The organism is Planctomyces sp. SH-PL14, assembly GCF_001610835.1.
Lineage (GTDB): Bacteria > Planctomycetota > Planctomycetia > Planctomycetales > Planctomycetaceae > Planctomyces_A.
The window spans coordinates 6550518-6564715 of sequence record NZ_CP011270.1; the positions used below are offsets into that span (position 1 = coordinate 6550518).

Below are 14198 nucleotides of genomic sequence, written 5' to 3' on the forward strand. Positions count from 1 at the left end.
ACCCTGGTGGGGAGTGCAGAGGGGCAACGCTCCTTTGCCCGCCGGAGGCCTGGCCGTCGAGAGATGTCTGAAGGAGTGAGTGTCCAGACGCGGACACTGTGTCGTATGCCCCCTTACCAACCCGCGGGGATTCCAGTGCGAGCGGCGAGTTCTCAACGCTGGTCCCACAAAGCGGACATCCGTTGTTTACCAAGGTTCCTCGTTGAAGTGCCTCCGGCGGCAAGGGCCTGTGTTGTTTTTTTGGCCCCCTTGACCCCAGGCTGCCGTCGCACGTTGGGTTTGAGGTAGCAGTGTCGCATCGGCAAGGACGCCGTTCGGCAGGCTTGTCGGAGACCCGACTCCGATTCACGATACGGGAATGGATTCGCTTCCCGCCTCCCGCACTGCGATCGAACGCGTTCAGCTCAACAAACTCCGCATGCTGCTGCGCGCCCTCTGGCAGCGCAACCCCTTCTGGACAGCGCGGCTCCAGGTCGCCGGCGTCACTCCGGAAATCACCAGCCTCGCCGACTTCCGCCGCCTCCCGTTCACGACGAAGCAGGAACTCGTCGACGACCAGAACACCCACGCCCCCTACGGCACCAACCTGACGTTCCCGCTCCCGCAGTACGTCCGCCTCCACCAGACCTCCGGCACGACCGGTCGCCCCATGCGGTGGCTCGACACCCAGGACAGCTGGGACTGGTTCATGCGGTGCTGGAGCCAGATCTACACCGCCGCCGGCGTCGAACGCGACGCCGTCGTCGCCTTCCCGTTCTCCTTCGGCCCGTTCATCGGCTTCTGGGCCGCCTTCGATGGCGCCGTCCGCCGCGGCTACCGCTGCCTCCCCCTCGGCGGGCTGGCGACCGAGACGCGGCTCGACGTGATCGTCGAGAACCGCGCCACCGTCGTCTGCTGCACCCCGACCTACGCCCTCCGGATGACCGACGTCGCCGAGCAGCGGGGGATGGACCTCCGCAAGGCCTCGGTCCGACGGTTCATCTTCGCCGGCGAACCGGGGGCGTGCCTGGAGCCGATCCGCGATCGGATTCACGACGTCTGGGGAGCCCGGGTCTTCGACCACTGGGGGATGACCGACATCGGCTCGCTCGGGATCGAGCACGAGTGCGAACCGGGTGTGCTGCGGATCCTGGAGTCCGAGTGCATCGGCGAGATCGTCCATCCCGAGACCGGCGAGCCGATCCCGGCGGGTGAACTGGGCGAGCTCGTGATCACGAACCTCGGCCGCCACGGCCAGCCGGTACTGCGCTACCGGACTGGCGACCTCGTCCGGGCCGCCACGACGCCCGCTCCCGATGGGGCTGAGACGCTACGGTTGCCCGGAGGGATCCTCGGCCGGACCGACGACATGGTCGTGATCCGCGGGAACAACGTCTTTCCGTCGAGCATCGATGCGGTGATGCGGTCGATTCCCGACGTGATTGAGTACCGGGCGACGGTGAAGACGGTGCGGGCGATGCCGCATCTCGTCCTCGAAGTCGAGCCCCGCACGGCAGAGGTCGCGGCCGCGCTGGCCAGCGTTGTGCAGCGGGCGTTTCGGGAGCGGCTGGGGTTTCAGACGGAAGTTGCCCTGGCGGAGATGAACTCGCTTCCGCGGTTCGAGCTCAAGGCCCGCCGGTTCCACCGTGTATAGGTCTCTCTGCCTTGCGCTCATCTTGCGGAGCAAGATGGCTACAGTGGTGCCATGACACCCTTTCAGGAGAGCCTGGTCGTCTGGACTGCCCGCGCGGCGGTGGCGGCTTATGCTGTCTCGATCGGGAGCTGGCTGTGGCGGCCCCGCACGGGGGCGGGGAGTGAGCGGGCTCGGCTGGTCTCGGATGTCGCGTGGACGATCGCTGGGGGTGTGTTTCTCGTTCACGTCGGGCTGGCGTTTCACTATCTCCATCACTGGAGTCACGCCGCGGCGATGCAGCACACCGCCGAACGGACCGCCCAGGCCCTCGGGCAGGCGGTGGGGGAGGGGATCTACGTCAACTACGTCTTCCTGGCGTGGTGGTTCGCCGACCTCGTGCTTCTGTGGACCTGGCCCGCCGTCCGCAGTTCCGCCTACCGCGGGGCGGTTCACGCCTTCTTCGCCTTCATCCTGTTTAACGCCACGATTGTGTTTGGGCCGCCGTGGTGGCGGTGGACGCTGATTCCGGTGGGACTCGCCGCCGTCGCCGCACTCCAGGCAAGGCGACTGCAACCTTTGCGAGTGCAGGAATGAGCGACAATCAGGTGGATGCCAGAGTCGATCGTGTCGTCGCGAACCTGCAGGCGAAGGGAATCGAGATCCGCAGGGCGAACAATCTCAGTGTCGTTCAGACCCTTGAACAAGATGCGAACGGAACTTGCCCGGCTTTCTTTCGAAGTCTGGTGTCCCGATATACCTATCCGCAGTTGGAGATCGGCCCGCTCTTGATGTTTGCGAGCCAGGGAGGACGGTCCTCGAACGATCTCAGCGTGGCCCCGTTTCGAGATCCGATCCTCGCTCAGTGGATGAAGACAAATCGTCTCCTGCAGATCGGTCGTGCTGTCAGCCGTTTCTACGATCCGATCTGTCTTCCCCTGCGAGGCTTCAACGCACTTTCAACGAAGGACCCGCTCCGCCAGTTCAACCACGAGGCGATCTTGCAGGAGGAGGCCGAAATCAGTCCCGTCGAAACGTGGAACTCCTGGATCGAGTTGCTTGAATGGTCGGAGTGCTCTGTAGTCGACTCCGAGCTCGACGACAGTCCCGAGTAATGCGTTCGACCATCCGAAGGCGACTCACTACACCTGCCACATCCGCTGGTCGAAGTCGGTCGAGGGGACGGCGGCGTCGATGTAGCCTTCGCCCGGGGCTCGGTCGAGACTCTGCCGCTCGCTGTAGACCTCGACGAAGAGGTGCAGCGACGCCCCCGGCTTGACCCCCAGCGACGCCAGCGGGACGCCGATCTCCACGAGGTCGGAAAGGGCGACCCGGATTCCCGTGGCCGGCGACTCTTTGCCGTCCCGCAGGAACGTTGGTGTTCCCGCCTTCCCGTCCGAGATCGGAATCCGGACTTCGGTCCCGTCCGGTTCGAGGAACCGCAGCCGGAGTTCGTCCACGTCGGCCAAGTCTTCTGCCGCCTTGCCGGTCGTGTCGACCCGCACGAGCAGGTTCTCGTTGTCGAAGCCGAAGTAGACCTGCTTGATGACGCCGGTCGTGACCTTGGTCATCGTCCCGCGTTCGCTGCCGGCGGTGTAGACGCCGGCCATGAGCCAGTCGAAGTAATTCCGCTTGGCGTCGAACCGGACCCGCAGCAGGCTCCGCGGCTGCGAGTGGATGATCCGCTTCTCCAGCCGCTTGATCGGGCGGAAGAGATGCGAGGGGACCGCTTCGCCGAGGAGCTGGTAGATGTTCTGCAGGTGGCGGCGGAAGAGCTGGTCGAACAGCGCGTCCTGGGCCGAACTGTGATCGTCGCCGTACCACCAGAACCAGTCGCTTCCTTCCGCGATCATGAGTTCGCGGCGGGCGGCGGTCAGGACCTCGGCGGAGTGCTTCGCCGCCTTCTCCGCCTTGACGAGCACTTCGCGGGCGAGGTGCAGGGCGTCCCAGGCGTCGCGGTCTTCGCGGTGGCCGATCCAGATGTAGAAGTCGTGGTTGATCCAGCTTCCGGCGAAGAGGCGGTTGATCTTGTCGGTCGCCGGGTGGCGGTCGAGGTGGTCCTGGACCCGGACCGGTTCCAGGTACGGATGCTTCGCCGCTTCACGGTAGAGCGTGCGGAGGAACGTCACGCCGCCGTCGCGGTAGTACTCCCAGCAGTTTTCGCCGTCGAGGATGATCGGAATCAGCGGCGGGTTGCCCCCCGAGTGCCCGCGGCAGGCGCGGCCGATGTCCGTGCACTTGTGGAGCATGTCCTTGGCGGACCAGACCGAGTCCGGATTCCGCTGGTACTCGAAGCCGACGAGGTCGCTCAGGCCGTGGTCGCGGAAGATGATCTGGAGGCTCTGGCCGTCCGCCTCGACGCGCCACGGGCGGTAGAGCATCTCCGGGCGGTTGATGTGGTGCGATGCGGTCCGGTGGACGAAGAAGTCGGTCGAGTGCGACAGGATCTCTTCGTCGGTGGCGATCCACTCGATGCCAGTCTCGGCAATCGCGCCGAGGATGTCCTGCGAGACCGAGCCTTCCGAAGGCCACATGCCGCGGGGCTTGGAGCCGAAGACCTCTTCGTGTTGGGCGACCCCCATCTTGAGGTGTTGCCGGGCGTCTTCCTTGTACTGGTCGAGGTACTTGGGGAGGTCGCACTGCGGCATCGCCTGGCGGGCGGCCCGCTTGTCCCACAGGAGCGGGAGGATCGGGTGGTAGAAGGGGGTGGTCGTCAGCTCGACCTGGCCGCCGGCCGAGAGTTTGGCGTGGAGCGGCAGGATGTCGGCCATGATGGCCCGCTGCTTCTCGAGGAGCCAGGCCTTTTCGGCTTCGGTCCAGTCGCGGCCTTTCTCGCGGAACTTGCGGAGTTCCTTGTCCTGTTCGAAGACGAGCTCGTGGATCCAGGTGAGGTTGCTCCAGACCTGGAGGTCGCGGAGGTCCTGTACGTTGAAGTGCGAGAGGGCCTGTTCTCCGGTGAACCGGCCGGGGGACCGCTTGTGGTAGAGCTCGCGGTACCGGGGGTACGGGTCGATCATGTTGGCCGGGTTGGCCATGAAGAAATGATCGAGCAGGTAGTAGGCGTCGGTCCGGTCGAGGCTGTCGGCGGGAGCGCGGGAGACGTCGAGGTGGCGGTCGCTGCCGCCGTTGACGTATCGCTGGATCTGGACGACGAGGCTGGGGACGAGGTTGATGGAGCAGCGGAACTCAGGGACCTCCTGGATGTGGAGGGCCATGCCGATGTAGTCCTTCGTGCCGTGGAGCCGGACCCACGGCATCAGCGTTTCGCCGGTGATGTCGTCGGGGTAGTAGGGCTGATGTTGGTGCCAGAAGAAGGCGACGGAAGCTTTGCTCATCAGGCTGCGGCGACGATGGTGGGGAGATTCGGCTCAAACCGGGTTGGATTGGGAGTTTAGTCCATTCGGGCGATCGGACGAGCGGAGTCCGCTTTGGAGCCGGAAGTTGAGATTGACAAACGGGGGGAGCTGCGTTGGGGAGGCGAGACGCGCGCTTGCCGGCACGACGTTGTTAGCTCAAACCCAACGTGCCACGGCAGGCTGGGGGCAAGGGGGCCACGCCCCCTTGCCGCCGGAGGCATTTTCGATGGGGAACCGTGGTCAGCAACGGACATCCCTTTTGTGGTACCGGCGTTGGGGATTCCACACTCGATTTGCAATCCCCGCGGGTTGGTGAGGGGGGCATACGACACGGTGTCCGCGCTTGGACACGATCTCCTTCAGACATCTCCCGACGGCCAGGCCTCCGGCGGGCAAAGGGGCGTTGCCCCTCTGCACTCCCCACCAGGGTGCCCCTGGACCCGGTGATTTAGAATGCTGGGACGCTCATCAGGCCTGCACTCTGCGTCGGAGCAGTTGACGTCGCCTGCGGCATCGGCTGCGTCGACCACGTCGTCGCCGTCGGGACCCCGCCACCACTGAAAGAGACATTCTGAGCGAACGGATTCGTCCCCGGCGCCACCGGCTTACCATCAACAGTCACACTGACAATCTGCCCCCCCGGAGGAAGACTCCCCGGATCAAAATACTGCTGATACTGCTGGGCCGCGACGGCGTTCATCGGACCCGGGACAGAACCGCCCTGCGGCATCTCCCCACCCTGCGACATCATGCTCGCCTGCCCGGTCGGCTGGCCGTCGAACGACGCGGTGATGATCCCATTCCCGCCCGCCGAGCCCGACAGCGCGGCGGCCTGGGCCTGATACTGCTGCTGCGTCGGATCGAGGCCAATCGCCTGGTTGTACATCGCGACCGCTTCCGGGTTTCTTCCCTGGCGGCCATAGATCTGCCCCATGTGGGCCAGCACGCGGGAATCGCGGGGGCTGATCTGGCGGGCCCGCTGCAGCGACTGCTCCGCCGCCGTGAGGTTGCCGGTGTTGCCGTGGAGCGCGGCCAGTTCGAGCTGCGGCTCGGCCGAGTTCGGCTGGCTTCCGGCCCAGGCGGAGAGGAGTTGCGTGGCGTCGTTGGTCCGCCCCTGATCCTGCATCAGCTTGGCGAGGCCGTGGTAGGAGGGCTGGTGCGTCGGATCGGCGGCGATGCCGCGGCGGTACGCCTGCTCGGCGGCGGGAAGGTCCCCCTGCTTGTGCATGGCGGCCGCGAGGTTGAAGGCGTAATCCGCATTGTCCGGATTCGCGGCGACCGCCTGCTCGAAGTCACGACGGGCGACCTCGTAGTTCCCCTGCTTGAAGGCCCGGCGGCCCGAGTAGTTGTAGGCCATGCTGCTCGTCGCCCCGCAGCCGCACAGGGAGCAGGCAAGTCCGATCCAGACCAGCCCCGCAATACCCATGCAGAACCGCCAGACGCGGGACGCGAGGGGGTGGAGATTCGGCGAGTGGCGGCGCGCGACGGCGAAAGTCGAAGGCAGCTCAGTCGTGGGCATGGGGATCTCGATGTGCTGCGGACCGCCGGGGAAGGGGAGGGCGACCTGGGCGGACGCCGGGGCGGGGGCGGGCAACGGCACGAAGGGGGGAAATCGAGGGATGGGAACCGTCGGCAGCATCAGAATGCGCCAATGGTTACGGCGAAAACTAGCAGGGATTGCCGAAACGGAACAAGACGTTCCGGCGGCCCGTTGCCGGGCGCAGGGGCCTCTTGGCCAGTCCGAGAGGTCGATTCTGCGCGTAAGTCCCTGCAGGCTCGACGACTTTCGACGATCGGCATCGATCGGCCGATCCTGCGGCTCCCCGCGCAGTTTCTGCCGAAGTCCGCGATTCCTGCGGCGGTCGGGGAGTTTGGCTCAAGTCGGGAAGAGGGAGCTCGGCCCGCCTCGATCTCGCGAGGGGGCTGCGACCGGCAGCGCGATCGCTCTATGACGGCGAATGGTCGAAACTGTCCGGCGTTGCGCCGGGTATCTGCCCCTGATGCTTCGCTTGCGGTGTTCCTGCCGACCGACTCATGCTTCCCTCATGACTGAATCTTTCGCTTCGCCGTCTCGCCCGCTCGCCACCGGTCTCCTCCGGCGGCTCCCGTCGTGGCTCGGTGCCGCCTGCCTCTTGCTGGCCGCCTGCACGGCCCTGGCGCGGGAGCCGCTGTTCGTGGTCCGCGTCGCGGGGGTGAACCGACTGCTGGAGGATGTCGACTACCTCACGGCCCTCGCCGAGCGGCCGGAACTCGCCGGATTTGTCCGCGGGCTGCCGGGGATCGTGAACGACCTGCGGGGGCTCGACCGGGCCCGCCCGATCTGTCTGGCGGCTTATGTGCCGGCGGACGGTAAGGTCGGCAAGCACATGGATGTCGCGCTCCTCGTCCCGGTGATCGACACGACCGCTCTCCAGAAGACGATCGGGATGACAAAGCGGGCCAAGCTCGTCGCCGGGGAGTCCGAGGGACGGTTCGTGCTCGAAGCCCCGCGGCGGACGATTCCGGTGCGGGTCATCGACGGGTGGGCGGTCGTGAGCGAGCAGGAGGAGTTGCTGAAGGACCTGGCGCCGGAATCGATCGTCGGGACTTCGGAGGGTTCACAGCCCGACATCGTGGTGCGGCTCAACTGGGCGGGGCTTCCCGAGGCGATCCGGGCCGAAGTCATCCGCAAGATGGAGCGCGACCGCGACCAGGAACGGACGCAGCGGGAGTCGGAGGACGAGGCCGAGTTTGCTATCCGGCAGGGTGTCCTGGATGTCCTGCTGACCGCCGGCCGGACGATCCTGCGGGATCTCTCGGGAACCGTCCTGACCGTGGATATCGATGCCGGTCGCCGGCAGGTCGTGGCGGTGGCGTCGTTCGTGCCGCGGGACGGCAGTTCGCTCGAGCGGGCGATTGCCGAACTGCCGGTCGAGTCGCAGTTCTCGGAGCCGGTGGGCCGCTCGGCGGCGGGGGTCCTCGCGATCTCCTGCCGGACGCCGGAGTTCATTCGGAAGGGGACTCAGGACGTCCTCGACAAGATCGCCGCCCGGACGGACGGCGAAGTCACGAACGAGGTCGAGGCGAAGCTGGTTCGCCAGATCCTGGATCTTGTCCAGGATGGGCTGTGCGGAGAGCGCTACGACGGGTTTGTGGCAGTCACGCCAACGGAGCAGAGCACGATCTCGCTCGCCGCGGCGGTCCGGTCGGGGCTGACCGACGAGGCCGAGACGCTGCTGGGCTGGATTCTTCCCGAGGCGGCCAAGCACGAGGACGTGAAGTCGATCGCGATGAAGGCTCTGGTGACGGAGGGAATCGCGTTCCACCGGATCACGCCGGCCGATCCGCGGGCGGAGGATGAGGAGGTGTTTGGCGCGGCTCCCTCGATCTATATCGGAACCGGCCACGGCGCGATCTGGATCGGAATGGGAGGTGCGCCGATCGAAAGCACCCTCAAGTCGCTTGTCTCGCCGGCGGAGCCGTCGGACGGGGCTCGGGAAGGCTCGCCGGTGGCGATGCTTTCCATGCATCTGCGTCCGTGGGCCGGCATCATCGCCGCCAAGGGGGATGGGCCGGTTCGCGTGCGGGACGCGATGGCCGATGCGATCCGCGCGGGGGAGGCGGACGAGGTCTCACTGAAGCTTCGTGCGTCGGAGGCGGGGTTGACCGCGACTCTCCGGGCGGACGATCTGTTGCTCAAGACGTTGTTCGCGGCCATCGCCGCTGAGCAGGGCGATGAGTAGCGATCAGGATCGTGCTACGGGCCTCCTGAAGGCTCACCGTCTGACCGGGTCCAGGGGGTACCCCTGGTGGGGGATGCAAGGGGGCGAAGCCTCCTTGCCCGCCGGAGGCCTGGCCGTCGAGAGACGTCTGAAGGAGATCGTGTCCAAACGCGGACAGGGTGCCGGATGCCCCCGCACCAACCCGCGCGGATTCCTGGGCGAGCGGTGATCCTCAACGCCGGTACCACAAAGCGGACGCCCGTTGCTTACCACGGTTCCTCATAGAAGTGCCTCCGGCGGCAAGGGGTGACCCCCTTGACCCTTGGCCGGTGGAAGTTGGGTTCGAGCCAACAGCGCGCAGCCGGCAAGCACGCGGTTTGAGACAGCAGGACAAAAGGTGACCGCCCACGCAATCCGTTCAATCCCATTGTGCGACGACCACCAGCACCGGCCGATCAATCCATAAGCTCCAACTGCAGGTCAACCGGACCGGGGCCCTTGACCTGCGGAGTGATCACCGTGGTCCGGACGCTGGCGTACTTGGCCGGAAGGAGTGAACGGCCCGGATCTTTGCCGAGCACCCGTGACGTGTAGGCATTCGCGTCTTCACCCGCCTGCTGTTGCAACGCGGGATCGAGCTTGATGATCGTCGCTCGGTGGCTGCCCGGGACGGCGCCATCGTTGGGACGGAAGGTCGACAACGTAAACTTGCCCGCGGCGTCGGTGGTCCCGGTGGCGGCGTGCGAGACCTGTTCGGTCAGCAGGCTCACGACGGCCCCCTCCACGGCTTTGCCGCGGTAGGTGACCGTTCCCGTGACAGGAATCGTCTGAGGTTGTTCCACTGCCTTTTGTCCGCAGCCTGCGGCCAGGAACAGGACACCACCGAGCACAATGCGATAGGAATTGAACATGGGAAACGATCTTGAAATAGACGCCGGGAGCGAGCGGCGGCCGAAACCTTGAGGGAATCGGACGACGGGCAGTCGCCCTTGGCGGAGAGTCGAGCAGGAAGCGAGAACGGCCGGAGAAACAGCACCGGCACAAAAAAGGAGATCCCTCGTCGGAGAGGGATCTCACAGGAAGACGCCGCATCCGGGCGTGAACGGGACAAAACCACCGACGGGGCGTCATCCCGGTCGCCGACCGCGGGGCGCGCCGACGGATTTAGAAGTCCGCGACGGACTTGTTGTCGCGACGATCGCCGAGCCGCTGATAGTTATCGTAGTCGATGTTCTCGGTGATGAACCGCACGCCCCCGTCGCCGAGAAGGAATTGGGCGCCGCCGACGTGCAGCGACTTGAAGGCGATGGCCGTGGCCCGGTCCGAGATCGTATTGCAGCCAATCGTGCTGCCGTTGCCCGGGCAACCGGCGATGTTGATCGGGTAGTTCATGGGACCGGTCGTTGCGGCCCACAGGGCGGAGGTGCTCCACCAGGCGCGGTTCGTGTGATCGGAGCAGACCGGAACGACCTCGCCGACCATGATCGTGTTCGACAGCCCGTCTGAGACGTCGGCCACGCGGGCCCCCCAGGCTTCCATGGCAAACATCCCGGAGATGTCGCCCGCGCGATTGGAGAACGGTTCGCCCGCACCGTTTCCGAAGTGGTTCCCCGGGTAGGCGGCGCAGTTGATCATCCGCTGGGCGCCGACCGACGGCGAATAGTTGGACAGCGCGTTGCCGTTGTTCGAGTTCATCCCGCCGGCCGGATCGGACGGGCAGATGAAGGTCGGGATCTTTTTCGTACGGAGTTCCGTGTAGTTCTGTCCCGCCTCGACGTCGAGCTGGAAGTCGACCTTGTTGTACAGGGCTCCCTGATCCACAAACGGAAGGAGCTTCAGCAGCACGCTCCCCTTGCGATGGTTCCCGGCTTCCCAGGCGCGGTTGCCGGCGATGGTGACGCCGCCGCTGATCGGGAACTGCCCGGCCACCTCGTGGTAGCTGTGCATCGCGATCCCAAGCTGCTTGAGATTGTTGCCGCACTGCGACCGGCGGGCGGCTTCGCGGGCCTGCTGAACGGCGGGGAGCAGGATGGCGACGAGCACGGCGATGATCGCAATCACCACCAAGAGCTCAATCAACGTGAATCCAGCCTGCCGTCTACGAAAAACTTTAAGCATCTCGACTCGACTCTCAGTGACTCTGTTGGTGGTGATCCGCGAAAGCGCGGGGATGAGGGATTTGCCGACTCGCCCGAGGACGAAAAAATCGGGAATTCTAGATGCTACGTTAGGTTGGAGGGTTGTCGAGTCAAGGTGTGGACGCGAATTCACACATCGTCTTGAGCGAGCCGCGACGGCCGGTGAACTGTGTTCCCTTTGACGGACAAATGAAGGCTTCTGCTGCGGTTCGCCACAACCCTGACGGCAAATCGCCCCGTGCATGACGCCTCGACACTCTGACCGGAGCGTCCCGTCCCCTATCCTGTCCGGTGGATTCTGTGACAGTGCCGCCCGGTCCAGACGACCGTCCCGCGGACAGGAGAAAGTACGCCGCAATGATCATCGGACTGGGGACGGACATTGTTGAGGTGGACCGCATCGGAGAGATGATCGACCGGCATGGCGATCTGTTTCTCAAGCGGGTCTTTACCGAGCAGGAGATCGAATACTGCCGAGTCAAGAAGGCGTGCAACCAGCACTACGCCGGGCGATGGGCCGCCAAGGAGGCGGTCATGAAGACCCTGGGGACGGGCTTCACCAAGGGAGTGGGCTGGACCGACATCGAGGTTCAGTCCCGCCGCAGCGGGCAGCCGGTGATCCAACTCACCGGCGGAGCGGCGGAGTACGCCAGGGGGCTGGGGATCGACCAGGTCCTGATCACGATCTCGCACTGCCGGAAGTACGCCACCGCGACCGCCATCGCCTTTCACCATCCGAAGCCCGCTGCCGCGGAGACCCCCCGCTGATCTCGGACGAGCCTGGCATCGTCCCGACTGCCATCCAGAACCTGCGAATCTGGGTGGGCTGGGGGCAATCTGCCTTGTTTTGCGTCACTGACCGTTCGTTCCGGGCGGATCGATCAAACCTGCTGGGCCGGTTATGCCGATTTGACTTCCAGTGGCGCTCTCAATCCAAGGAGTCGGGCAATGCGGAAGGCGTTCGGATCGGCCGTACTGGCAATGGGCCTGCTGGTGATCGTGGCCGCGACGTGGGGGGCCGGCCCGCAGAAGTCGAACGTCGCCTGGCAGCCGAATCTCCAGACGGCCCACAAGGTTTCGCAGAAGACCGGCAAGCCGATGCTTCTCGTCTTCGGGGCGGAGTGGTGCACGTTCTGCAAGAAGCTCGAGAGCCAGACGCTCGGCAACGAAAACCTGGCCAAGTACATCAACATGAACTTTGTGCCGGTTCACATCGACGTCGATGCGGAGCCGAAGGTCGGTGAGATCCTCGAAGTTTCGAAGCTCCCGTGCACGATCGTCCTCTCGCCGGAAGCGGATCTTCTCGGTCGGTACGAGGGCTTCTGCCAGCCGAACCAGTTTCACCAGAAGCTGACCGCCGCCCAGAAGCTCCACCGGGAAGTCCAGCAGACGGGCGGCCAGCGGTAACACGCGGCTGCCGAGATCGCTTCACGCCCGCCCGAATGCAGAACCCCGAATGTCCCGGCCGTTGGCCCGGATGCTCGGGGTTCTTGGTTTTTGGCGGGGTGGTGCGTCCCGCTGTCTCGGACCGCGTTCTTGCCGGCGCAGCTCTGTTTGCTCAATCCCAACGTGCCACGGCCGCTGGAGGTCAAGGGGGGGCAACCCCCTTGCCGCCGGAGGCACTTCCATGAGGAACCGCGGTACGCAACGGACGTCCGCTTTGTGGTACCGGCGTTGAGGACTCCCTCAATCTACACCGCTTGCTTTGCAATCCCAGCGGGTTGGTGAGGGGGCATACGACACGGTGTCCGCGCTTGGACACGTGCTCCTTCAGACATCTCCCGACGGCCAGGCCTCCGGCGGGCAAGAGGGCGTTGCCCCCTTGCATCCCCCACCAGGGTGCCCCTGGACCCGGTTGGGGGGCGAAATGGCTGGCCACCATCCAGCGAACGCACCCAGCGCCATGAGCGATCGAAAAAACCTCGCTGGCGCGAAGCGCGGCAGGAACTGCGGGCTTATCCGCGGGAGTCGTCGTTCACGGCGTGCCACCGCTGCCAGGCCCGCTGGTCGTAGCCAAAGTCCTTCCCCGTGATCTTCCGCAGGGCGAGGAGGACTTCTTCGTTCCGGACATCCACGTTCACGTTGGCCGTGTGGATGATCTCGTTCGGCTCGGGGATCACGATCGCGCCGTACGGCATCTGGCCGGTGAGGGCCATCCCTTCGATCTGGCTGGGATAGAGGCCGTTGTAGTTGTTCGGGTTCACCTGCGCGACGCCGCCGGGGGTGTTGGCGAAGCCGAGCGCGTTGGAGGAGGGGACCTGGACCGTGATCCGATGCGAGCTGATGAGGGCCGCGATCAGGTTGGGGACCGTGCGGCGGTCGCCGAATTTGCCGATCCCGACCGCGGCGCGGCGGATGACGGCGTTGTCCTTGTTCTTGAGGCCGGGGAGGAGATACCGCACCGCCTCTTCGGACTGATCGGGGGCGATGCCGGCGAGGGCGGCCTCGCGGACGACCTGCTCGGGGTCGAGGAGGATCCGGTCGACGAGTCGGCGGACGGGCTTCTTCCCCGGAATCCGCGAGACGATGTCGACGAACATCTTGCGGCCGTGCGGGTTTTTGTGGCTCGCCAGGAACTGATTCAGGCCGGAGACGGCGTCCGGGTCGGTGATGCCACGGAGGGCCTGCTCTCCTTCGGTCCGGCGGAGAGGGTCGCGGTCGGTCAGCATGTTGACCCAGCGGCGGACCTTGGGGTGCCAGTCCGCTTCGGCGGCCCGTTCGGACGCGGTCTTTTCGAGCAGGTCGAACTCGTGTTCGGTGACGTAGCGGCCCTTGTATTTGACGTATCCCTGGCGGGCCATGGAGTCGTCTTTCGACATCCATTCCCCCTGGTAGCGGACGTGGCCGAGCGACTTGCGGGCATCAACGTGGTTCGGGTCGATCTCGACGATCCGTTCCAGCTCCTCGCGCCGCTGCGTCTGCATCTGCCGCTGGAGGCACCAGGCGGCGAGTTCCCAGTGGGCCTCGACGGTGTTGGGGACGCGGCGGGCGCGGGTGTGGTATTCCTCGATGAGGGGGGAGCGGGTGGAGATGAACTCGATTTCGGAGCGGTCGACCGTGATCTCGGTGCCGCTGGTGCTGCGGATGAGGACGGTGGGGTCCTGGGGGGCGGAGGTTTTGCTGACGAGGCCCCGCAGTTCGCCGCCGTTCTTGAGGCGGATGACGTCGCCCGTGGCCGACAAGGGATGCGCGGCGAGAAGGCCGCCGAAGAGGCCCCCGAGAACAGTGCGGCGGATCCAAGGTTGAACGGGGACGGGCACTCCAGGCTCCCGGAAGATGCGTGTGGGTATTGTATCGGCGGGATTTGGCGTGACTCAATCACGTGACGGGGCTGGTCGGAAAATCCGGGGGAATCGTTTGGTGGAAAATCTTGCGCAATCGGCAGCCCCAGCGT

Annotated in this window: 11 protein-coding genes; 6 read left to right on the forward strand and 5 right to left on the reverse strand. The window is 65.5% G+C overall.

All coding sequences use genetic code 11. From position 1 onward, the window contains the following. Positions 1-358: 358 nt before the first annotated feature. The 3 genes from VT03_RS25120 to VT03_RS25130 are packed head-to-tail and all read left to right on the forward strand — an operon-like array spanning position 359 to position 2724. Positions 359-1633 carry a phenylacetate--CoA ligase family protein gene (locus VT03_RS25120; protein WP_075095545.1) on the forward strand — a complete coding sequence of 425 codons (1275 nt, stop codon included), beginning with the start codon at positions 359-361 and terminating at the stop codon, positions 1631-1633. 51 nt (positions 1634-1684) lie between these two features. Then, on the forward strand, positions 1685-2206 hold the full coding sequence (locus VT03_RS25125; RefSeq protein WP_075095546.1) for a hypothetical protein: 522 nt from the start codon (positions 1685-1687) through the stop codon (positions 2204-2206). Then, positions 2125-2724: a hypothetical protein gene (locus VT03_RS25130; RefSeq protein ID WP_156514746.1), complete on the forward strand. Its 600-nt coding sequence runs from the start codon at positions 2125-2127 to the stop codon at positions 2722-2724. Before VT03_RS25125 ends, VT03_RS25130 begins: the two co-directional genes overlap by 82 nt. 27 nt (positions 2725-2751) lie before the next feature. Here the strand turns inward: VT03_RS25130 and VT03_RS25135 are convergent, their stop codons facing one another. After that, entirely contained in the window at positions 2752-4944 is a 2193-nt protein-coding gene (locus tag VT03_RS25135) for a glycoside hydrolase family 57 protein (protein ID WP_075095548.1), read from the reverse strand. A gap of 469 nt (positions 4945-5413) precedes the next feature. Beyond that, entirely contained in the window at positions 5414-6484 is a 1071-nt protein-coding gene (locus VT03_RS25140) for a tetratricopeptide repeat protein (protein WP_197489079.1), read from the reverse strand. A gap of 526 nt (positions 6485-7010) precedes the next feature. Between VT03_RS25140 and VT03_RS25145 the strand changes: the two genes are divergently transcribed. Then, a complete protein-coding gene (locus VT03_RS25145; protein WP_075095550.1) occupies positions 7011-8687 on the forward strand; it encodes a hypothetical protein in 1677 nt (558 codons plus the stop codon). Between the two features lie 434 nt (positions 8688-9121). Here the strand turns inward: VT03_RS25145 and VT03_RS25150 are convergent, their stop codons facing one another. Then, a complete protein-coding gene (locus tag VT03_RS25150; protein WP_156514747.1) occupies positions 9122-9577 on the reverse strand; it encodes a carboxypeptidase-like regulatory domain-containing protein in 456 nt (151 codons plus the stop codon). A 253-nt stretch (positions 9578-9830) separates the two neighbouring features. Continuing rightward, complete coding sequence (locus VT03_RS25155; protein ID WP_082846520.1) at positions 9831-11048, reverse strand: DUF1559 domain-containing protein; 1218 nt, start codon at positions 11046-11048, stop codon at positions 9831-9833. Positions 11049-11161: 113 nt separating this feature from the next. On the opposite strand from VT03_RS25155, the gene acpS reads away from it, so the two are divergent. Next, positions 11162-11572 carry a holo-ACP synthase gene (gene acpS, locus VT03_RS25160; RefSeq protein WP_075095553.1) on the forward strand — a complete coding sequence of 137 codons (411 nt, stop codon included), beginning with the start codon at positions 11162-11164 and terminating at the stop codon, positions 11570-11572. A gap of 180 nt (positions 11573-11752) precedes the next feature. After that, positions 11753-12211 (forward strand): thioredoxin family protein, encoded by a 459-nt coding sequence (locus VT03_RS25165; protein ID WP_075095554.1) that lies wholly within the window; start codon positions 11753-11755, stop codon positions 12209-12211. 548 nt (positions 12212-12759) lie between these two features. On the opposite strand, the gene VT03_RS25170 is transcribed toward VT03_RS25165, so the two are convergent. Next, positions 12760-14064, reverse strand: coding sequence for a HEAT repeat domain-containing protein (locus tag VT03_RS25170; protein WP_075095555.1), 1305 nt, complete (start codon positions 14062-14064; stop codon positions 12760-12762). Positions 14065-14198: the final 134 nt, after the last annotated feature.

Coding starts and splice junctions, on each gene's coding strand:
- VT03_RS25120 (WP_075095545.1), top strand. CDS start 359: ATGGATTCGCTTCCCGCCTCCCGCACTGCGATCGAACGCGTTCAGCTC.
- VT03_RS25155 (WP_082846520.1), bottom strand. CDS start 11,048: ATGCACGGGGCGATTTGCCGTCAGGGTTGTGGCGAACCGCAGCAGAAG.
- VT03_RS25165 (WP_075095554.1), top strand. CDS start 11,753: ATGCGGAAGGCGTTCGGATCGGCCGTACTGGCAATGGGCCTGCTGGTG.
- acpS (WP_075095553.1), top strand. CDS start 11,162: ATGATCATCGGACTGGGGACGGACATTGTTGAGGTGGACCGCATCGGA.
- VT03_RS25135 (WP_075095548.1), bottom strand. CDS start 4,944: ATGAGCAAAGCTTCCGTCGCCTTCTTCTGGCACCAACATCAGCCCTAC.
- VT03_RS25125 (WP_075095546.1), top strand. CDS start 1,685: ATGACACCCTTTCAGGAGAGCCTGGTCGTCTGGACTGCCCGCGCGGCG.
- VT03_RS25140 (WP_197489079.1), bottom strand. CDS start 6,484: ATGCCCACGACTGAGCTGCCTTCGACTTTCGCCGTCGCGCGCCGCCAC.
- VT03_RS25150 (WP_156514747.1), bottom strand. CDS start 9,577: ATGTTCAATTCCTATCGCATTGTGCTCGGTGGTGTCCTGTTCCTGGCC.
- VT03_RS25145 (WP_075095550.1), top strand. CDS start 7,011: ATGACTGAATCTTTCGCTTCGCCGTCTCGCCCGCTCGCCACCGGTCTC.